General features: G+C 41.8%; 21 protein-coding genes and 1 riboswitch. Of the genes, 10 read left to right on the forward strand and 11 right to left on the reverse strand.

What is annotated here, in order from left to right:
- Window positions 1–40: 40 nt before the first annotated feature.
- Window positions 41–928, reverse strand: a complete 888-nt coding sequence (locus tag G3567_RS02005) for an AraC family transcriptional regulator (protein ID WP_164003596.1) — start codon at window positions 926–928, stop codon at window positions 41–43.
- Window positions 929–1127: 199 nt separating this feature from the next.
- Here G3567_RS02005 and hemA point away from each other — a divergent pair, with 199 nt between their 5' ends.
- From hemA to G3567_RS02020, 3 genes are read left to right on the forward strand one after another with little or no spacing between them, the layout of a single operon-like run.
- Window positions 1128–2384, forward strand: a complete 1257-nt coding sequence (gene hemA, locus G3567_RS02010; RefSeq protein ID WP_164003598.1) for a glutamyl-tRNA reductase — start codon at window positions 1128–1130, stop codon at window positions 2382–2384.
- A 34-nt stretch (window positions 2385–2418) separates the two neighbouring features.
- Window positions 2419–3327, forward strand: a complete 909-nt coding sequence (hemC, locus tag G3567_RS02015) for a hydroxymethylbilane synthase (RefSeq protein ID WP_164003600.1) — start codon at window positions 2419–2421, stop codon at window positions 3325–3327.
- Window position 3328: 1 nt separating this feature from the next.
- Entirely contained in the window at window positions 3329–3976 is a 648-nt protein-coding gene (locus tag G3567_RS02020; protein ID WP_164003602.1) for a uroporphyrinogen-III synthase, read from the forward strand.
- 4 nt (window positions 3977–3980) lie between these two features.
- Here the strand turns inward: G3567_RS02020 and G3567_RS02025 are convergent, their stop codons facing one another.
- From G3567_RS02025 to G3567_RS02035, 3 genes are all read right to left on the reverse strand, one after another.
- Window positions 3981–5216 carry an endonuclease/exonuclease/phosphatase family protein gene (locus G3567_RS02025; protein WP_235923435.1) on the reverse strand — a complete coding sequence of 412 codons (1236 nt, stop codon included), beginning with the start codon at window positions 5214–5216 and terminating at the stop codon, window positions 3981–3983.
- A gap of 112 nt (window positions 5217–5328) precedes the next feature.
- The gene (locus tag G3567_RS02030) at window positions 5329–7395 is read right to left on the reverse strand and encodes an insulinase family protein (protein WP_164003604.1); all 2067 of its coding nucleotides are present in this window, start codon (window positions 7393–7395) and stop codon (window positions 5329–5331) included.
- Window position 7396: 1 nt separating this feature from the next.
- Entirely contained in the window at window positions 7397–8710 is a 1314-nt protein-coding gene (locus G3567_RS02035) for a M16 family metallopeptidase (protein WP_164003606.1), read from the reverse strand.
- A 162-nt stretch (window positions 8711–8872) separates the two neighbouring features.
- On the opposite strand from G3567_RS02035, the gene G3567_RS02040 reads away from it, so the two are divergent.
- The 3 genes from G3567_RS02040 (at window position 8873) to rpmA (ending at window position 10181) form a co-directional block, all read left to right on the forward strand.
- Window positions 8873–9313: a DUF4199 domain-containing protein gene (locus tag G3567_RS02040; protein ID WP_164003607.1), complete on the forward strand. Its 441-nt coding sequence runs from the start codon at window positions 8873–8875 to the stop codon at window positions 9311–9313.
- Between the two features lie 86 nt (window positions 9314–9399).
- Window positions 9400–9897 (forward strand): 50S ribosomal protein L21, encoded by a 498-nt coding sequence (gene rplU / locus G3567_RS02045; RefSeq protein ID WP_164003609.1) that lies wholly within the window; start codon window positions 9400–9402, stop codon window positions 9895–9897.
- Between the two features lie 23 nt (window positions 9898–9920).
- Window positions 9921–10181 (forward strand): 50S ribosomal protein L27, encoded by a 261-nt coding sequence (rpmA, locus tag G3567_RS02050; protein WP_093369382.1) that lies wholly within the window; start codon window positions 9921–9923, stop codon window positions 10179–10181.
- A 221-nt stretch (window positions 10182–10402) separates the two neighbouring features.
- Here rpmA and G3567_RS02055 read toward each other — a convergent pair whose 3' ends face one another.
- The 7 genes from G3567_RS02055 to recA form a co-directional block, all read right to left on the reverse strand.
- Window positions 10403–10840, reverse strand: a complete 438-nt coding sequence (locus G3567_RS02055; RefSeq protein ID WP_164003611.1) for a hypothetical protein — start codon at window positions 10838–10840, stop codon at window positions 10403–10405.
- A gap of 5 nt (window positions 10841–10845) precedes the next feature.
- A complete protein-coding gene (locus tag G3567_RS02060) occupies window positions 10846–11364 on the reverse strand; it encodes an acyl-CoA thioesterase (RefSeq protein ID WP_093369373.1) in 519 nt (172 codons plus the stop codon).
- A gap of 44 nt (window positions 11365–11408) precedes the next feature.
- Window positions 11409–12371, reverse strand: a complete 963-nt coding sequence (locus tag G3567_RS02065) for an HU domain-containing protein (protein ID WP_164003613.1) — start codon at window positions 12369–12371, stop codon at window positions 11409–11411.
- A gap of 65 nt (window positions 12372–12436) precedes the next feature.
- Window positions 12437–13807, reverse strand: coding sequence for an outer membrane beta-barrel protein (locus tag G3567_RS02070; RefSeq protein WP_164003614.1), 1371 nt, complete (start codon window positions 13805–13807; stop codon window positions 12437–12439).
- A complete protein-coding gene (locus G3567_RS02075; protein ID WP_164003616.1) occupies window positions 13808–14362 on the reverse strand; it encodes an RNA polymerase sigma factor in 555 nt (184 codons plus the stop codon).
- 6 nt (window positions 14363–14368) lie between these two features.
- Window positions 14369–14797, reverse strand: a complete 429-nt coding sequence (locus G3567_RS02080) for a hypothetical protein (protein ID WP_164003618.1) — start codon at window positions 14795–14797, stop codon at window positions 14369–14371.
- Between the two features lie 121 nt (window positions 14798–14918).
- Window positions 14919–15941, reverse strand: a complete 1023-nt coding sequence (recA, locus tag G3567_RS02085) for a recombinase RecA (protein WP_164003620.1) — start codon at window positions 15939–15941, stop codon at window positions 14919–14921.
- A gap of 437 nt (window positions 15942–16378) precedes the next feature.
- A riboswitch (SAM riboswitch) is annotated at window positions 16379–16479 on the forward strand.
- A gap of 232 nt (window positions 16480–16711) precedes the next feature.
- Here recA and G3567_RS02090 point away from each other — a divergent pair.
- From G3567_RS02090 to G3567_RS02105, 4 genes are read left to right on the forward strand one after another with little or no spacing between them, the layout of a single operon-like run.
- On the forward strand, window positions 16712–18013 hold the full coding sequence (locus G3567_RS02090) for an O-acetylhomoserine aminocarboxypropyltransferase/cysteine synthase family protein (RefSeq protein WP_164003621.1): 1302 nt from the start codon (window positions 16712–16714) through the stop codon (window positions 18011–18013).
- Between the two features lie 12 nt (window positions 18014–18025).
- The gene (locus G3567_RS02095) at window positions 18026–18490 is read left to right on the forward strand and encodes an OsmC family protein (RefSeq protein WP_164003622.1); all 465 of its coding nucleotides are present in this window, start codon (window positions 18026–18028) and stop codon (window positions 18488–18490) included.
- The gene (locus G3567_RS02100; protein ID WP_164003624.1) at window positions 18483–19493 is read left to right on the forward strand and encodes a homoserine O-acetyltransferase family protein; all 1011 of its coding nucleotides are present in this window, start codon (window positions 18483–18485) and stop codon (window positions 19491–19493) included. Before G3567_RS02095 ends, G3567_RS02100 begins: the two co-directional genes overlap by 8 nt.
- Before the next feature lie 3 nt (window positions 19494–19496).
- On the forward strand, window positions 19497–20702 hold the full coding sequence (locus tag G3567_RS02105; RefSeq protein ID WP_164003626.1) for a homoserine dehydrogenase: 1206 nt from the start codon (window positions 19497–19499) through the stop codon (window positions 20700–20702).
- Window positions 20703–21186 lie beyond the last annotated feature (484 nt).

The following is a 21186-nucleotide window of genomic DNA, read 5'->3' on the forward strand; positions in this document are numbered from 1 at the left end:
ATCTTCCAAAGCCATTCCTCAGTTAAACTCTTATTCAAAATCACCCCTGGACATACTTCTTCGGGGTTGTCCCAAATTTCTTTTTAAACGCGGCGATAAAATGGCTGGCTGTACTGTAACCGATACTTAAACCCACTTCATTCACATTGTGCTGCCCTTTTTCCAGGAGTTTCCTGGCATAATCCATTTTATAATCGAAAAGAAAGGAGAACACCGTATCCCCGTAAATTTCCTTGAAGCCTTCTTTCAGCTTTTTCAGGCTCAAACCTACCTCATCGGCAAGTTCCTGCAAGGTTGGGGGCTCTGTCATTCGCTGGAGAATGATACTTTTTGCCAGCTTGATTTTCTTCACATTGTCTTCGTCATCCAAAAATGGACATTGTTCAATGTCTGCCTCTGCAGGCCGATTGAAATAAAGCCCTATCAGCTCATACACTTTGCCTTTCAGGTAAATTTTCCTGACGGAAGGGTGAAGGTTGAAGTTCAAAATCTGACTTAAAATCACAGCCATAGCCGGTGAAACCATGACTTCCTTATAGAATTTTTTATCGCGATTGTCCTCGGTCAGGAAATCGATGTAATTGGCCTCGGCAGAAAATAACGTATGCAGTTTTTTGATGGATATCAAAATGGATACCGACCAGGAATTGGAAGAGGATTCAAGATTAAGCGGTAAATCCCGCTCCGGATTATAAAGCAGTAACGAGGAATCTTCCTTAATATTTAGAGCATACCTGCCTTCATTAAAATTGAATTTAATCTCCCCTTTCACGCAGAAATGGAATTGAATGAAATCTGCACTGATCTGGTGAGTGATACACTCTTCATAGTCCGAATCATTCTTCACGGACAGGATAGATATACCCTCTTCAATCTCTATAAGCTGCTCCGAACCTCTAGCGATATTTTTATCTGACATTAAGGCCATTGGTAGTCGTTTATTATTTAGAACGTTTCTAATTAAACTAGCTCTAATTGGTTATCATTACTACAAAAATACTTAATTAAGCTGATATTTATCAGATTTCAATTAAAAATACGCCAAACGACAAAAAAGGAACTTATAGCGTTATTTTTAACTCTGCTTATATTCTAGTTTTGTACTCCATATTTTTTGGAATCAAAGAATGCAGAAATACAACGTCTCTAAACATAAAAACTTTTACGTCATAGGCATAAGCTATCAAAAAGCAGATGCGGAGACTAGAGGTAAATTCAACCTAAATATAGACCAGAGAAAAGCTTTGCTAGACAAGGCTAAATCTATTGGCCTTACTTCTGTGGTGACTTCTTCAACCTGCAACAGAACTGAAATTTACGCCTTTGCTGACGAGGCAGAGGTATTGATCGATTTGCTTTGTGAATTTAGCATCGGAGACCAGACCACCTTTTTGGAAAGCGGGTATATTCTGGAAAACGAAGTGGCTATCAATCATATGTTTCGTGTGGGAGGCGGACTGGACAGCCAGATTCTTGGTGATTTTGAAATTATAAGTCAGATCAAATCGGCCTTCACTTTATCCAAGAAAAAGGGAATGATCAATCATTTCATGGAAAGACTGGTCAATTCAGTGATACAGGCCAGCCGCAGAATCAAAAATGAAACTAAAATTTCTTCAGGAGCAACCTCGGTTTCCTTTGCGTCTGTCCAATATATTTTAGACCACACCACTCATGTTTCAGATAAGAAAATACTCTTGTTTGGCACTGGAAAAATTGGGCGAAACACCTGTGAGAACCTGGTGAAGCATACCAGCAACAAAAACATCACGCTCATCAACAGAACCAAAGATAAGGCTGAAGAAATCGCTGGTAAATTCAATTTGATCGTCAAGGATTTTTCAGAATTACAGTCGGAAATCCGTTCTACGGACATTTTGATTGTTGCCACGGGTGCTCAAACCCCAACCATCACCAAAGAACTGATTTATCCGAAAAAAGAGCTTTTAGTTCTGGACCTTTCTATTCCTAAAAATGTAGCTGAAGATGTGGAAGGCATGACCAATGTGAAGCTGCTTCACCTGGATCATTTATCTCAGCTTACCGATGAAACACTATCTAAAAGAAGAGCTTTTATCCCTGATGCAGAAGCCATCATTGAAGATGTAAAAATAGAATTTGATGAGTGGCTGGACACCCGGAAATTCGCTCCAACTATCAAAGCCCTGAAAGAAAAATTCAAAATCTTCCAGGATGAAGAATTGGATTATCAAAGCAAAAAGAACAGTCAATTTGATAAGGAGCAGGCCGAACTTATCAGTGATCGCGTGATTCATAAAATCACAAGAAGTTTTGCAAGCCACTTAAGAAGCGCCAACGGTTCTACGGAAGACAGCATTGCTTTGCTTAAAAAGGTGTTTGAATTGGAAACGGAATCCGACTAGCCTAAATTTTACACGCCTATAATCATACTTACTTATGTCAAAAACTATACGGATAGGGACTCGTGATAGTGAACTGGCCTTATGGCAGGCTCATAAGGTAAAATCACTCCTGGAACGTGAAGGCTATACTCCCATTCTCAAACCCGTCAAATCTACCGGAGACCTCAACCTGGAGCAACCGCTTTACGAAATGGGCATCACCGGCATTTTTACCAAAACCCTGGATGTGGCCCTTATCAAAGGAGAAATTGATATTGCCGTGCATTCCATGAAAGACGTGCCTACAGCCTTACCGGTAGGCGTTGTGCAGGCGGCTGTTTTACCAAGAGCCAACACAAGTGATATCCTTATTCATAAAGGATTGGAGGATTTTTCTTCAAAACGAACCATTGCCACGGGAAGCTTAAGACGCAAAGCCCAGTGGCTGCGCAAATATCCAAATCATGAGGTCGTCAACTTGCGAGGAAACGTCAATACGCGTCTGCAAAAGCTGGAGGACAGCGACTGGGCCGGAGCCATTTTTGCGGCAGCGGGACTTGAGCGCATCGATTTAAAGCCGGACAACCACATCGAACTCGACTGGATGATTCCTGCGGCTGCCCAGGGCGCTATGCTGGTGGTCACCCTGGATTCTAATTCCGTCTGCAAAACCGCTTTAAGCCCTATTAACCACGCTGAGACCGCTTTGGCTGTAAAAGTTGAGCGAGAGTTCCTCAAAACTCTGGAAGGGGGCTGCACTGCTCCTATTGGAGCCCTGGCGACTATTGAAGGGGATGAACTAAAATTAAAAGCTGGATTGTTTGGTCTGGACGGAACCGAAAGCTACGTCATCGAAGAATCCGCCGCTTTAAGTCAGGCAGAAGGTTTTGGGAAACGCTGCGCTGAACTGGTTTTGAGTCAGGGTGGTGATCGACTGATGAAAGAACTGCGGAAAATACTATAAAATGCCTTCAGTCCTTTCTACAAAACAGCTTTCGCCCGCTCAGAAAAACCTGCTACTCAACGCAGACCTCAGTCTTACCGAATACAATTTTATACAGACACAAGCCTTAGAACTGCCGGCATCTGTATCCGAAGCATCTTACCCAAATGCCATTATCACCAGTCAGACAACGGTTGAGTTAATCCAAAATTTCAAAATCAAAACGTGCTATTGTGTGGGTGAAAACACCGCTTTAAAATTGAAATCCCTGGGGTTTGACGTCGAACTCATCGCTGAACAAGGGAAGGCCTTAGCTGAAGCCATCATCGAAAGCTATCCTGACCAGGCTTTTACCTTTTTTGGAAGTCGGCAGCGAAGGCCTGAACTTTCTGAAGCTCTTGAAAAAGCAAAAGTGAGTCTCACAGAGATTTTCGTTTACGAAACCCTCAAAACGCCTAAATCCTTCAACCGGACATTCGATGCCGTGCTGTGCTTCAGCCCTTCCGGAGTGGACAGCTTTTTTGAAGGAAACCCCAATTCAGCATCCCAACTGATTTGCATTGGAGAAACCACTGCGAGACAAGCAAAGCTCTACACAGAACGCATTTTTATATCGAGTAAAACCAGTATAGAAAGTGTCATCGTAAAAGCGGTGAAGGTGTTGAAGTAAACCCTTAGTCTTCGAGCTTGACTTCAACCCAAACCAGTCTGTGGTCGGAGCTGGATGCTCTATCCAGCATCAACTCATGCAAAGCTTCGCCTTCTACCGGCCAGAATACCCCATGATCGACCACGTTTAAATCTGTGGAAGGCAGCACATAATCTGCTCTCAGTTTCCATGAAGCAGTGTGGTATTTTCCGTAGGGATTATCAGGGCTTAAGGATTCACCGCCTTTGCTGGAAGGCGTAAACTCATTATTCACCCGGGGGTGATTCAATAAATCGCTGATGCCTTCGGTCCTGGCGTTACCTTCATCCGGGGAAGCGTTCAAATCTCCCATAATGACGAAGGTCTCTGATCCCAGGGAACCGGTTTCGCCCTTATCATCATAGATATAAGCGCCCTGGTTTTTATCGATATAGTCTTTCCAGAATCTGATTTCATCGTGATTCCTTTTGCCATTTCTATCTTCCTCCCCGTCAAAACCTGGCGGAGTAGGATGGCTGACAAGGACATGTATGGTTTTCTCACCGACTATGACGGGCACATCCCAGTGGGATTTGGAAGACAGCCTGAAGGCCTCCCAGGCTTCATCGCTATAAAAGTTATTACCGTCAGCAGTTTTGGTTTCTAAATAATCTGGCATATCCTTCCACTTGAATTGCTGAAAAGTGCGAATGTTCGTTTTGTCGATGGGGTATTTCGATAGCAGTACCATCCCATAATGCCCGGGATACCGCCCATAACCAAAGGCATCGTTGGCACTGCCTTCAAATTTACGATCTCCGTTAAGATCGAACGGCGTTTCTATGCCCGTATTGGGGGCAGCATAGTAATAATAAGGATAGTCGATCGCTTGTGCTTCTCCCTGAGACACCTTAAGATAAGCCTTGATGAATTGCTCTATGCCCTGTTCAGGATTTTCGATATAGTCAAATTCATTGAGGAGAATTACATCCGGTCTTTGGGTCTGTATGAGTTTGGCAATGTTTTTAATATGTGGGCTGCTTCCACTGGCCAGTTTATCAATTAGCACCTGAGAAGACACCCCATCGGCATACCGGCCTAGATAATTTTCAGATTCCATACTGACGTTGAAGGTCGCAAACATGACCGCCGTCTGCTGGTCTGATGCACTAGGGTTTTTACATTGAATCATGAGCAAAACCAATACTAAAAGCGAGGGTAAATCTTTGAAGCGCATTTTGTTTTGTTTAGACTGTACGTCTGCAATAATACGCTTATTCAAGTTTTTCTAAATGATGAATTATTCAAAAAAAAACCGGGTACTGACTGTTTTTTTTCCTAAAACAAAAAAATCCCGCCTTTCAGCGGGATTTAAGAATCATAAACACTAAACCTTATTCGAAATCGGCATCGGCAACGCCTTCGTTAAATTTAACTTCTTCTATTTTAATATCAACGCTTTGTGGACCAAAACTTTGACTTAAGGTCATTGGAATCAAAATTCCGTTTTTATCTGTATAATCCAGGTATGAAATGGTGGATACCATTTTTTGCCCCATCTGTTCTGCCGTAGTTTCCGTAGCCAGCTTCAAACCAGAATCTACACTGTAGAATTCTCTAACATTGTCTGTAAGCTTAACAACATAAGCATCTTCACCATTAACTGGCTCAATCCCCGTAAGTTCTGCGTTTTCTGAGACACTCAATTCAGGAAAGAGACCGGAACTCGCTTTGGTATCTTTTATTTGTTGCTCGTTTAAGTCCATTCTTTGACCCTGGCCAGCAGCATAGCCTTTTTCACCATCAAAAACCTGTTTGCTAAGTGTCATCCCATTCATTTCAATCATAGTGAGAGATTTTCCGCCTTTAGCCGCTTTACTTGTAAACGATAAAGTCCTGCCCTGAAGGCTTGCATTCCCTTTCATCATCATGGAATTGACTTTAGACACTGCCTCTTCTCCACCTACAGCAGAGATATAATCCTCATACACGGTTGCTACTGTAACCCCTTCCGGAAGTTCTTTTTTGAACTCAGGCTTGTCAATAGGATTCGCATATTGATCAAAATAATTTACAGGAAGATTCAATCTATCAAGATTATCTACAACCTCACTTCCTTTACCCACCATGATTATTCTTGCATTATCAATCTTAAAGTACTTTTGAGAAACGGCTTTAACATCCTCAGCAGACACCTTATTGATATTGTCAAGATAATTTTCATAAAAATCCTGTGGTAAATTATTGAGCTTTATGCTAAGCGCATAGTTTGCAATGGTTTGAGGACGCTCTAATGCCATTACAAAGTTTCCAACATACTTAGCTTTAGCGTTTTCTAAAGTTTGCGCATCAACGGGCTCTGTTCTAATCCGTTTTATTTCTTTAACGAACTCAACCACCGCACTATCTGCTACGGCATTTCTTACCTTAGCGGAAGCATTAAATCTAGAGACACCATATCGGTTTGACCCTAAACTTGAATAAGCACCATACGTATAGCCTTTGTCCTCACGAAGATTTTTGAACAGGTAGCCTTCACCGCCTCCTCCAAGAATGTTATTTGCCATCAATGCAGCAAAATAATCTTCGTCGTTCTGCTTCAAGTCCACATTATTTGTTACTGTAATGTCCGTTTGAGAGGCGTTTGGCATATCGATAAAATTAATTTGAGTAGTCGATACATTCTCTGTCAATTTTGGTTCAGATATGTTTGGTAAATCCTGTTTTTCCCAATCCCCAAAAAACTTTTTTATTTGTTTTTTCGCGGCCTTTGGATCAATATCGCCTACAACAACAATATAAGCATCGTTGGGAGCAAAACGCACCTTATAAAGATCTTTTACATCTTGAAAAGTAACATTGTTAACCGTTTCTTCTGTTAAATACTCTCCATAAACATGATCCTTGCCATAAGCTAAAGCGCTAACAACTCTTCCTGAAACTGCATCTAAGCTTTTTTCGCTTGACTTTAAATTTTCGATCAGCTTCTCTTTCTCTTTTTCAAATTCCTGTTCTACCAATAACGGATTAATGGTAGCATCTGCCATAAGCTCGACAATACGATCAGAGTATTTCACCAATCCACTTCCAAAGGCTCCACTAGAACCAAAGCTTATGCTAGCTCCTAAAAAGTCAACTTCTTCGTTGAAATCATCTTTGGAAATCGAAGTGGTTCCATTACCGAGCATTGCAGATAATAAACTTGCAACACCTGCTTTATCTCCTTCCTTGTAAGGCAAGTTGTCTATACTCAACTGATAAGAAACGCGAGGTAACTTATTATTTTCAACCACCATAACGGTGATTCCGTTCTTTAATTTAAATTCCTTTGGCTTTTCAAGATTGATTTTGGGTTCAGGGCCAGCTTCAGGCATCTGAGATCTATCTATTTGAGCGTTGACTCCAAATGCAATCAAAGCAACACCTATAAAAGCGACTAATTTTATGTTTATTGTTTTCATCTTAGTTATCTTCTTTTTTTGGTAAATACTCGATTTCTACCCTTTGATTAGGGCTTAAATACTTCTTAGCAACGTCTCTAATTTCCTCTCTTGTTATAGATCGGTAAAGCTCCAACTGAGTGTTGATCAGATCCACATCCTCATATAACAAGTAGTAGGTAGCCAAAGAACTGGCTATCCCTGCAACACTAGAGTTAGAACTTACGAATCTGCTTTCAAATTGGTTCAATAATTTCTGATAGTCTCTTTCAGAGATCAATTCATTCTGCATTTTAAGAATCTCTTCATCAATTTCTGCTAACAGAGTGTCCAAAGAAACATCGCCTAAGGGCAGCGCTAACAAAGCAAAAATATTATAATCTACCTGACCCAGGTTGATCGCCTGAGCTTGTAAAGCCATCTTTTGTTCATCAACTAATTTTTTGTACAAAACAGAACTCTTTCCACCGCTTAAATAGGTTGAAATCATGTCTAATACGAAAGCATCACGGGTGGCCTGTCCAGGTAATCTATAGGCGGCGATGATGGCAGGAATCTGGATATTTGCATCGTAAGCTTTCACCCGTTTAGTAGAGGTTATAGGCTCTTCTTCAGGAAAATCTCTCACCACTTCAGGACGTGGCTTAACCGGCCCAAAGTAATCTTCAACCATTTTCATAGTTTCAGCTTTGTCTATGTCTCCGGCAACGATGAGTACAGCATTGTTTGGACCATAATATTTGTTGAAATATGCATTAAATTCTTCCAAAGTCGCCGCATCTAAGTGCTCCATTTCTCCAATATTCGTATCCTTATAGGGGTGCACTGTGAAAAGATTTTCGCCTACAACCTCTAAAAATTTACCATAAGGTCTATCATAGCTTTGTCGCTTTTCTTCTTTTACGACCTCATTTTGAGTCTCTACTCCCTGTTCATCAATTACTGGATGCAGCATGCGCTCGGACTCCAACCATAGTCCCAGTTCCAGCTTATTGGACGGGAAGATTTCATAATAATAGGTCCTGTCCTGGGACGTATTGGCATTAAACGTACCTCCGTTGGCAGGAATTATTTTCATGAACTCACCTCTTCCTATATTTTCTGAGCCTTCAAATAACAAATGTTCAAAAAAGTGAGCGAAGCCGGTACGATCTCTAGGGCCGTCCTTTCCACCTACGTTATACATAACAGAGGTGATTACAACAGGTGCCGTGTTATCCTGATGCAGGATCACATGCAAACCATTGTCCAAGTCATATTCTGTAAATTCCACCTTCTGGGCCTGTGCCAGCGTGATAAAAAATACAAAAACAGATAACATAATAGTCTTAGTCATTTTTTTTGTTTTTGGTTATATCCTGTAAGTCTCAAATTATACAATTTGTTACAAAAATTTAGAGTTCATTTTATAGTTTTGAAATCCTTAAGAGTTTATTAATTCATGTTGAAAATTCTTATCCATTCTTAATTTTGATATATTAGCAAATAAATTTAACCCATGAGTCGATTTGTACTTTCAGTAAGATTTGGAATAGCATTAGCTTCCTCTTTAATAGCATACTTTTTGGTTTTATCCTTATTCGGACTGCATACCAACCCATTATTTAGTTTATTTAATGGGGTTATTACCGGTTTTGCCATCTATGAAGCCATAAGATACAAGCGAATTGAATTAAAATCTGATTATACGTATACAAAGGGCTTTCAGGCCGGAATAGTGACCGGTTTTCTGGCTACCATCCTCTTTACCATTTTTATGGCGGTCTATGTGACGGAAGTCGACCCCGATTTCATCAGTAAAATCGCCGAAACCTTTTCCAAATCCTATTCAGTAGGTGTTGGAATCTTTAGTTTCACCGTTTTACTCGGCGGTTTTGCCACGACCATCGTCCTGACCCTGTCCTTCATGCAGCTGCTCAAACGCAGTTTGAAGGCTTAGTATTTTCATTCAAATTTAAATTGCCCTTTTATTTTTAAAGTACTATATTTGCAAACTATTTAGTAAAAATTAAATAACTAAACACTATGTATGCAATTGTAGAGATAGCAGGGCAGCAATTTAAAGTTGCGAAAGACCAGAAAGTGTTTGTTCACCGTTTAAAAGAAGAAGAAGGTACGGATGTATCTTTTGACAAAGTTCTTTTACATGCAGACGGAGACAACATTACTCTAGGCGCCCCGGCTATAGATGGTGCTTCCATTAGCGCAAAAGTCGTTAAGCACCTGAAAGGAGACAAGGTTATTGTCTTTAAAAAGAAAAGAAGAAAAGGATACCGTAAGAAAAATGGTCACCGCCAGTACCTTACTGAAATCCAAATTGGAGACATCTCTGTTTCTGGAGGTTCTTCAAAATCGACTTCGGCTTCTAAGAAAAAAGAAGAAACCAAAGAAGCTAAAAAAGAAGAAACAACCGACTTGAGCAAGCACACTGTGGCTGAGCTTAAAGAAATGGCCAAAGAAAGAGGCTTGGAAGGATACTCTGCTTTGAAAAAAGCTGAATTGATCGAATTATTAAGTAAGTAACATAATTACAAAAACTAAACATCATGGCACATAAGAAAGGTGTTGGAAGTTCAAAAAACGGAAGAGAATCAGAATCAAAACGTCTTGGCGTTAAAATTTTTGGTGGACAGGCTGCTGTTGCTGGAAATATCATCGTGAGACAAAGAGGAACTGCTCACAAGCCAGGCGAGAATGTATATGCTGGAAAGGATCATACATTACACGCTAAAGTGGATGGAACCGTACATTTTAAGAAAACAAAAGATGACAAGTCTTTTGTCTATGTCACTCCATTTGAAGCTTAAGCAATTAACTTCTAATATACAAAAAGCCCTTTAATTGATTTTAAAGGGCTTTTTGTATCTCTGAATCCTGCCACAGTGACTTAGGAAAGGAAATTATATGGGATTTCATGAACAAACTTCAGCGTTTAAATTCAGGTGCATACGCCTCCTAAATCAGAAGCAAAGCTCCTGGAAGTGCTTCCGGGAGCTTTGCTTCTTATGCCTGTTATGGTATGCTTATGTTAAAACCAAGCCTTCCAGGGAATCCTTGAAAGCATAAGCAGTAAGGCCAGGGCATAAAAAATAGCGATGGTTCTAAACTTCTTGTTGGAAGCCAGCTTCTTTTTGTGTTTGCTGTAGCCTACGGTGATGAGGACAATCGTTATTATCATCGTTAATGGGTGCTCCACAAGGTATAATCTCAAAGTGCTGTCCTGCATGACGCCTTTCATGCCAACTTCTGAAAAGGCATTGAAATACGGGCTTACGAAATATAAGACCAGGCCAATAAGCAATTGTAAATGCGAAACAATAAGCGTAAACAGTGAAATTCTAAAGTCTTGCGGGCCAAATGATTTTTTGCCCAGGGTTTTGATAATCGCATTAAAAGTCGCTAATACCAAAACTAAAACGACTAAATAAGCCCAATAGGAGTGAACAATCTGAATAACTTCGTACATAGTATTTATTTATTATTTTCAAAAAGAGCTTTAAGCTCTGTAGCGTTTTGTGGTTTCATTTTACCTGCCAGAACCAGGCTTAACTGCTTACGTCTTAAAGCAGCATCAAACCTTTCTTTTTCAAGTTTGGTTTGCGGCTCCAATTTAGGAACTTCTACGGGATTTCCTGTATCATCTACAGCAACAAACGTATAAATCGCTTCATTGGCTTTAGACCGTTTTCCGCTTTCACGGTCTTCGATCCAGACATCGATAAATATTTCCATCGAGGTTTTGAAGTTTCTGGAAACTTTAGCTTCAACAGTCACCACACTCCCCAGGGGAATGGCTTTATTGAAAGCGACGTGGTTGACAGATGCCGTCACGACGATACGCCTGGAATGTCGTCTTGCAGCAATACTCGCGGCACGATCCATCCTCGCTAAAAGCTCTCCGCCAAACAAATTGTTGAGTGGATTCGTTTCACTGGGTAAAACTAAATCGGTGAGTGTGGTTTTAGAATCTTCAGGATATTTTACTTCCATGTCTATTTTTCTGCAAAGATAGGATTTGTCTTGTTAACCCAATCCTAAAGTTGCTTGACATATAACCAGGCCTCTGGGTTTTCGGTCGCTTTTATTGTTCTAAGCTGAGACAAGGCCTCCTCTTTTTGCACGTAACTGTCAAAAGCTACCTGGTGTAATCCATAGGCGTTTTCTCCTATCATCGAAGCCTTATAACCCTGAGCCCGGAGAAGCTCTACTTTTCTAATAGCATTGCTTTTGACTCGAAAAGCTCCGGCAATAATGTGGTATTTTGGTTTTAAAGTTTCAAGCTTTGTGGTGCTTAAAGGAAGTTCGGATAAGGTATAGCTGAATTCTGCACTTTGAATTTTATCCTGCAGGAGGGATTCTGCTTTTTGAGCTTCCGCGTCGTTATGTGATATCACGTAGGTATTATACTGGTACAATCCTCCAAAACCGATAAGGCTTAGAGCAATCACGCCAACTGCAGCATATTTTAGATAAGGTCTGCGATGTTTTACTTCTGAAGTTTCTTCTGCCATAACCGGAGCTTGCAGCGTTCTGACTTTTACCCCGGAGTCCTCTTCTGCTGCATTTTCCTGCAGGGCTTGTGAAACGCTATCCAGGGTCATTTCAGCCAGTCCAAAAGACTCTACAAAATAGTTAGTGGCATCATTAGGTTCAAAAGAAAGCTTGTGTTCCTCATCAAGCTTAAACCGGCCTAACTGAGGAATGTCTATCACTTTTTCAAGACGTAAAGCCGTTTGAAAATCCTTGACGAAAAGCTGGATTTTGTGCTTTGCAGAGTCAAAATCCATAGACTCTCCTTTGGCAATGGTTTCTGCTAAAAGCCCGTCGTGATTTTGAATCGCTTTATTAAAGGTCAGTTTCCTGGAAGGTGGCGTAAACCTATGAGAGTCCGCATGATAGGCAGACGTGTTTTTTTGGGTGACAAAGGCTCCAAATCCGGGAACGATCACACATTCGTAACGGTATAACAGGTCTTTTATGTAGTCTTCTACTCTCATACCAACAAAGTTAATTTTTTTACTTACATGAGCAACAGGCCGACTAAATTTTGAACGCTAAATTTCTAAAACTTAAATTTAACCCCCGAATAAATTCCGAAGAAATAAGGCTCAAAATTGGTGGTAGCCCTATCAAAGGTATTGATTTGATACATAAACTTAGGCTCTAAATTTAAGGATACCCGTTCTGAAAAGCTGAAGTCCAGACCCACACCAAGATTGGCACTGAAACTGAAGTCATTGATATTATCTGCTTCACCAATACTGGAAGAGCTTCCGTTGTTTTCGAAAAAGATTTCATTAGTGTTCAATACATAGGTACTGGCTCCTCCCAGTAAATGAACGCCAAGTTTCTTATCTATTAATGCGTATTCCACTTCCAGAGGTACTTCCAGAAAGCCCATTTCATGATGGATGGACCCAATAGGATTTAAATTGGAAGGGACCAGGGAACTGGATAGCGTTCTGGATTGCATATTCCCAAAAGGGCTTGCAGAAATCAGGGAGACGTCCCCGGCGAGATGGGTCTGGATATTGTTATTTATCAAACGTTCCCCTTTGAAAGAAGAGATGGATAAAATGACATCCTGCGTGTTGTAACCCATGGCGACCTGGTTAATCCCTGTTCGTATTTTGATCTTTTTATTGATAGCATAGGCAACATTCACCCCGTAAGACAGGTTGGGATTGCTGGTTGTTTTTCCCAGGAGCGTCGGTGCTATTGGATTTCCTCCGCTAAACGAATTCATAAAAACAGGAGCGACATTGGGCTGAATTGCCCAGGGTCTTTGCATGGACTTGTTTTCTTCACCAGCTAAACGGTTGTTTGCTTCTATGGCATCAAACAAGGATGGTTTCCGGTCGGTGGTGTATTCCTCTTCGTCAGTACTGATGAGTGTGGAGGCCATGGAGGCTTTTGACAATGAGTTTACTGATAACCCGTTCAACTGGCTGACTGTGGAAAGCGAGCTTCCTGAAGTTTTTGGTTTTGCTGCAAGACCTGCTTTCGGGTCTGTTGGTTCCGGGTTTAAAACAAGGCTTGCTAAAACTGAATTATTGGTTTCCGACTCTGAAAACTGAAAAGCCAGGCGGCTTTCCATAGCGGTTTCAATTTCCGATAAGCGTTCATTAACCGATGAAAACCTATACCGGGCTGGAATGAGTTCCAAAGAGGAGGATGTGAAATTTACAGGCGTCTTAAACCTTATAGATGGTTTATAAACGGAGGACTGGTAATAAAAAGCTCCGATAGAACTGAAAATAAGAACCACCGCTGCCACGGAAGCGACCTGCCACCAGAAAGGAAGGGTTCTTCTGGACTGTTTTTTTCCAGTTAATTTCGCTTCGATGCCATTCCAGACTTTTGGAGACGGCGAAGCCTGGAGGTCTTTTAAGCCCTCCTGAAACAAGCGTTCTATGGATTTAGAAGATTTCATTTAATTCTGATCGATTTTATAGGAATAATTCCCTCCTCCACTGGCTTCTACTATTTTTTTTCTTAAAATTTCCTTCGCTCTGGACAGGTTTGATTTGGATGTGCCTTCCGAAATGGAAAGTTTTTCAGCAATTTCTCTGTGTGAAAACCCATCAAGCGTATACAGATTAAACACCATTCTGTATCGGTCGGGCAGACTTTGTATGCAATTCAATAAAAATGGAAGGGTGTAGCTTTCGTCTTCTACATAAATCTCTTCCGCTTTGAGGGCATTTTCATTCACAAGCTCAAATACCTTTTGAGTTCTGTAGCGCTGAAGGCAAATGTTGATGGTAATGCGTTTTAACCAGCCTTCAAAAGAACCCTTGTGCTGAAACTGATGTACATTCTCGAAAATCGTGATGAAGGCATCCTGCAGATTATCTTCAGCCTCGGCATAATTGCGGGAATACTTTAAAGAAATACTAAACAGAACCTCGGCAAACATCTCATACAAAAGCTTTTGTGACGACAGGTCATTCTGCTTACAACGTTTGATTAGGTTCTTTAATTTCATAGGTGTTTATTCTATCACAATCACTTTTTTATCTATGAAAACGGGCTGTCCAAGGCTATCGTTAGCGGTTAAGAATTTGAACGTGAAGTCAGATTCAAATCCGTTGTTAAAATTAACTTCTCTTGGTACGCCTTCATTTTCCGGTATACAACTAATGCCACCTTTCTGAGTGAATATAGTTATTGCGCGAACAAAATACAAACTATCCTGCTGTATTTCAGCCTCAAAGCCTGAAAACCTGTGACAATCTGACTTTTTTTCGTACGTGATTTCTAAAACATAGGCTTCACCAACCCGCATGGTATCTGGTATGTTAGCTGCTAATATGGGAGAAACTTCTGTAGATTGAAAAAAAGTATCATCCTCGGAGTCACAACTTGCAAAAAAAAGTGAACCTATCAAACAGGCTATAAAGAATTGACTTAGGTATTTCATTGAGGGTGCATATTTAATTTTAGATGATACATTATAAATAAGGTTGCGTAAAAAAATATAGATTTAGTCAAAAAAACCGATGAAATTTTCATCGGTTTTTTTATTTGGTTTGAAGCCTGTTTTATTCTTCAGACTTGGCCAGTTTGATCGCGGCTACGATTTTTTCTTCCAGTTCGTCCATCAGTTCAGGATTGTCCAGCAATAAGGTTTTGACAGCATCCCGACCCTGACCGAGCTTGGTGTCTTCATAACTAAACCAGGAGCCTGCTTTTTTGATGATTTCGTAATCCACGCCGATGTCGATAACTTCTCCGACTTTGGAAATTCCCGTACCATACATGATGTCAAATTCTGCCATCTTAAATGGAGGAGCAACTTTGTTTTTGACCACTTTCACCCGGGTTTTGTTACCCATGACATCACTATTCGCATTTTTGATCTGCGTGGAACGTCTGATATCCAGCCTTACAGAAGCATAGAATTTAAGTGCATTTCCACCCGTTGTCGTTTCCGGATTTCCAAACATCACTCCTATTTTCTCTCTCAACTGATTAATGAAAATCACCGTACAATTGGTTTTACTAATAGTAGACGTCATTTTTCTGAGGGCCTGAGACATCAGTCTGGCGTGAAGTCCCATTTTGGAATCTCCCATTTCTCCTTCAATCTCGCTTTTTGGTGTTAAAGCAGCTACGGAGTCAATCACAATAATATCGATAGCTCCGGATCGAATCAGGTTCTCGGTAATTTCCAGAGCCTGTTCCCCATGATCTGGCTGGGATATGATCAGGTTATCTATATCGATGTTCAGGTTTTTGGCGTAAGCCCTGTCAAAAGCATGTTCAGCATCTATAAACGCAGCTATTCCTCCGGCTTTTTGCGCTTCTGCAATAGCATGAAGCGTGAGGGTGGTTTTACCTGAAGATTCCGGTCCGTAGATTTCTACAACTCTTCCTCTGGGATAGCCGCCAACGCCAAGCGCCAGATCCAAACCCAAGGAACCCGAAGAAATGGCGTCCACATCCTGTACAGCCTGATCACTCATTTTCATAACTGTCCCCTTACCATACGTTTTATCAAGCTTATCCAAAGTCAACTGGAGTGCTTTTAACTTTGCATCTTTCTCGCTATTTTCTTTTGCCATGTTTTTTTATTGAATTCATTTTATGTAAAAATAGTATTTCTTTTTAATTATTTTGACCTCCGTGACGCAACCATTTAAGTAAATAAACATCTTCATTAGTAAACGACAGTATTTGAAGTTTTTAAGAAAGATATCTTTTACCAGTATGAATGGGATTTCGGTCTCATTTATGACGGTGTGCAGTTGTAAAATCGACGGGGGCTGACGTTGTTTAATTTTTGATTGATTGAAAAATTAAAAATGTATAACAACGAATTAGCCAAACCTTGTTGTTTTTTACAACCTTTTAAAAAAGCCCCTGCGAACGGGGCTTTTTTTATTTCCAAAACCCGAAGCCATTCATTTTAAGAATATTTAACATAATTCTGCTTTTATCAGCTTGCTATTTATAAAGTTTGCTATAGATTTGCTGTATCATCTGCCACAATTCGGTGTATGATTTATAAAGAAGAGGTAAGAGACAGGCTCTACGACCCTCGGCAACCTCAACAAAGTGTTGAAAGGTGCTAATTCCTGCCCACTAAGGGACATATAAATTATAAGGAAATGAACTTGTATTTTTTAAACACCGCTTTTACCCGTTTTTTCAATTTTGAATTCGTAACCTCATGGTCTTTGTGCTCGCGATCTATGCGAATGCGCATGCCTGTGTCGTGCTTTTTCTGTATGTGCGCATAGGCTCACTTCCCTCATTTTATTTATAACTCACGTCTTCATTTCTGAAGAACTATCGAGTCAGTCCATTTTATAATCCTTTAATATTCATACAAATGTCTACACTAAAATTTGAAAGTTTACAACTTCACGCCGGCCAGGAAGCCGATCCAACCACAGGTTCCATTGCTGTACCTATTCACCAGACCTCCTCTTATAAATTTAAAAGTTCTGAACATGCCGCAAAATTATTTGGGCTGCAGGAGTTTGGAAATATCTATACCCGAATCATGAATCCCACCACCGATGTGTTCGAAAAACGCATCGCTGCCTTAGAGGGCGGGGTTTCGGCGGTAGCGACCTCTTCCGGTCTGGCCGCCCAGTTTCTGGCTTTATCGACCATTCTGCAGGCCGGAGATAATTTTATTTCCACCTCGTTTCTGTACGGCGGAACCTATAACCAATTCAATGTCACCTTCAAGAAACTCGGCATAGAAGCCCGCTTCGCCAACGGCGATGAGGCGGATTCTTTTGAAGCCTTAATCGACGATAAAACCAAAGCGATTTATCTGGAAACCATCGGTAATCCAAAATTCAATATTCCGGATTTTGAGGCCATTGCCAAAATTGCACAGAAGCATGACATCCCGCTTATTGTGGATAACACCTTCGGGGCCGGGGGAGCGATTGCCCAGCCGATAAAACATGGGGCCAACATTGTAACCTCTTCGGCAACCAAATGGATAGGCGGGCATGGCACAAGCATTGGCGGCGTGCTCGTAGATGCCGGAAACTTTAACTGGGCTAATGGAAAATTCCCCGGATTCACAGAACCTTCTGAAGGCTACCACGGCCTGAAATTCTGGGAGGTGTTTGGCGAAGGCAACCCTTTGGGTCTCCCTAACGTAGCTTTTGCCATAAAAGCCAGGGTGGAAGGCCTGAGAGATTTCGGGCAATCCATTAGCCCGTTCAACTCCTTTTTACTGCTTCAGGGTCTGGAAACCTTATCCCTCAGAACCGAACGCCACACTGAAAATGCCTTGAAATTGGCCCGACACCTGGAAAAACATCCCAAAGTGGAATATGTCAATTACCCCGGGCTGGAAAGCTCGCCCTATCATGAAAATGCCAAAAAATACCTGCGCCATGGTTTCGGAGCTGTACTATCCTTTAAGCTCAAAGGCAGCGTGGAAGATGCAGACCAGCTGGTAGATTCATTAGAACTTATTACCCATACCGCCAATGTGGGGGATGCAAAGACTTTGATCATTCACCCGTCTTCGACCACCCATCAGCAGCTTAACGACGAGGAGCAAAAAGCCTCCGGCGTATTTCCGGGAATTCTCAGGGTTTCAGTAGGGATAGAACATATAGACGATATCATCGCTGATTTAGAACAGGCATTTTCAAAACTTTAAAAATTAAATACCATGAGTTTATCAAACTTTTCAATAAACGGATCCAGTATCAATTCAACTTTATATAAAGGCACTTCAAGACAATTCAGCTTTTTAGTGGACGAGCCCCACGAACTGGGTGGTCTGGATCTGGCCGCCAATCCGGTAGAATATTTGCTGGCAGGTTACGCAGGCTGTCTGAATGTGGTCATCAATTTGGTGGCCAAAGAATTGGGGGTCAAACTTTATGATTTTACTATTAATATCAATGGAAATATCGAGGCCGATAAATTCCTGGGACTAAGCCAGGAAGGCCGGGCCGGCTTTCAGTCGCTGGAGGTGAGTATCGACTTCGTCACCAATGCCACTCAGGAAAGCATTGACTTTCTGTTGAAAAACGTAAAACGAAGATGCCCCGTCGGCGATAATTTAAGCCAGGCGACACCAATCGAATACCACATTTCAAAATCAGCTTACACCGAGGAAGTCTATGCCTAAACTATTTACGTATCGACAGCCTTTCGAACTCGAAAACGGGCAGAGCTTACCTGAGCTTGCGCTGGCTTATAACACCTTAGGCCAGCTCAATGCGGATGGTTCCAATGTGATCTGGATATGCCATGCCCTAACCGCCAATGCACATCCCGAAGAATGGTGGCCGGGCATTTTCGATAAGAAAAATGGTATTGATATCGATACGTATTTTGTGATTTGCGTCAATACGATTGGTTCCTCCTACGGGAGTACCAGTCCTCAAAGCTTGCATCCGGAAACCGGGGAAGTCTACGGCCTGGATTTTCCAAAGTTCAGCATTCGGGATATTTCAAAAAGCCTGGATCTTTTAAGTGAACATCTGGGAATCCACGAGATTCAGTACCTCCTGGGAGGGTCCATGGGGGGCATGCAGGCGATGGAATGGGCCATTCAGAAACCAGAGAAAATCAAAAATCTGGTCCTGCTGGCTACCAGTGCCAGGCATTCTTCCTGGGGCATTGCCCTGAATGAAACCCAGCGTATGGCCATTGAAGCCGATGCCACCTTTTTTGGAAACAAAAAAGAGGCCGGTAAAAAAGGGCTTGAAGCTGCCAGGGCCGTGGCTTTGGTGAGTTACAGAAACTACCGGACTTACCAGATGTCGCAAATCGATCAGGACAATACCACCGATCACTTCCGGGCTTCTTCCTATCAAAAGTATCAGGGTGAAAAGCTTTCCGGGCGTTTTGATGCCAAAGCTTACTGGTATTTATCCAAAGCTATGGACAGTCATGATGTGGGAAGAAAGCGGGGAGGCTGCGAAAAGGCGTTATCCGGAATCCAGGCAAAAACCCTGGTGATTGGCATTCAAAGCGATTTTCTGTTTCCCGTGGAAGAGCAGGAATTCCTGGCCCGGCACATCCCCGATTCGGCCCTGGAGATTATCGATTCTACCTACGGTCATGACGGCTTTTTGATAGAAGTGGACCGCATTAAATCCGTATTACAAAAACACTTTAAACTATAACCCATGCCACAACAGCTTAGTATTGGATTATTTGGATTTGGCAGCGTGGGCTCTGGAATATACCATGTGCTCAAGAAAAAACCCAGTCCTGAAATTCAGTTAAAAACCATCGTCGTCAAAAATAAAGATAAACCGAGATCCATCGACTCCAGTCAATTTAGCTATGCCGCAGAAGATATTCTGGAAGATGAGGATATCAACGTGGTTCTGGAGCTAATCGATGATGCGGATGCCGCTTTTCACATCGTAAAACAGGCCTTGATCCAAAAGAAACATGTGGTTTCGGCCAACAAAAAAATGCTGGCCGAGCATTTTGAGGAACTCATCACTCTGGCACAAAAGCAAAACGTCAGTTTGCTTTACGAAGCCGCCGTTTGCGGAAGTATCCCGGTGATACGAACCCTGGAGGAATCCTTCGGTTATGATGCGTTAACCGCTTTAAAATCCATAAGCAACGGCACCAGCAATTATGTACTGACGCGCTTGTTTCAAAATCCGCAGCCCTTCGAGGAAATCATCACCGATGCGCAAAACCACGGTTTTGCAGAATCTGACCCGACTTTGGACATCGACGGCTGGGATACCAAATTCAAACTGATACTCAAAAATTACCATGGCTTTGGGGTATTGCATGCCCCGGAGGATATTTTAAATCTGGGCATTCGGCATGTCAAACCGGAAGACATTGAATTTGCCAGGGAAAAAGACCTGAGCATAAAATTAATCGGGCATTCCAGGATGGAAGACCGAAGGCTTGAAACCTACGTCGCCCCCCAGTTTATACCGACTTCTGAAGCCATCACCGGCATTGACTTTGAAAATAACGCCGTGCAGATCGATGCCGAATTTGCACATCAGCACCTGCTTCAGGGCAAAGGAGCCGGGAGCATCCCGACGGCCAGTGCCGTGCTTTCAGATCTGGTTTCCCTGCTCAAAGGCTACGCTTATCCGTATTCGAAAGTCCGTAAAGGCATTCCTGAACCTGAGTCTCAAACTCCTGAAGTTGTGTTTGATCCGGAAAAACTTATCAAAGTCTACATCTCTTCCTACGCTAGAGAAGATTTGGAGCCTTTTCGTTTTAAAGAGCGTATCCTTTGCGGCACCCAAAAGCAGCTTCAGTATAAAATCGGAAAACTGACGCTTGACCATTTAAAAGAACAGGTGAAACACTCTAATGCGGAGGTGTTTATCGCGGTGTTTCCAGACTAATCCTGGATTGGAGATTGGAGATTGAGGATTGAAGAATAGGTATTTTCTCGTCGATCAAAGTTATTGTCAGGTCATGCGCAGTCGAGACCGACCTGGGAAAAGACCTCTCGACTCAAGCCTGTTCACAGCACTTCAGGTGGAAGCCGAAAGGCTCGAGGGGACAGGCCTAAAACGTGATTAGGCATGACGAATGATCAGATATTTTTTACACCGCTTTGCCATAGCTGGGTGGGTTAAACACCCAGCTTGATCTTCCCTCAAGGGAAGAAAAACACACTGGAAATAATAAACCTTAAGTATAATTGTAACTTTTTCCCTCCTTGCATCCGACGATCTCGATTATTATCAGGAGAGAGGAATGCACAATGCCGATAGGCAAAGGGTGTTAACCATCAGCATAAGTCTATCTCAAAACAAGATTCTTAGTTTCAAATCATCCTTCTTAAATCAGAAATCGGATATCATAAATATCAAATTTCTTACC

The sequence above is a fragment of the Psychroflexus aurantiacus genome (assembly GCF_010820555.1).
GTDB lineage: Bacteria > Bacteroidota > Bacteroidia > Flavobacteriales > Flavobacteriaceae > Psychroflexus > Psychroflexus aurantiacus.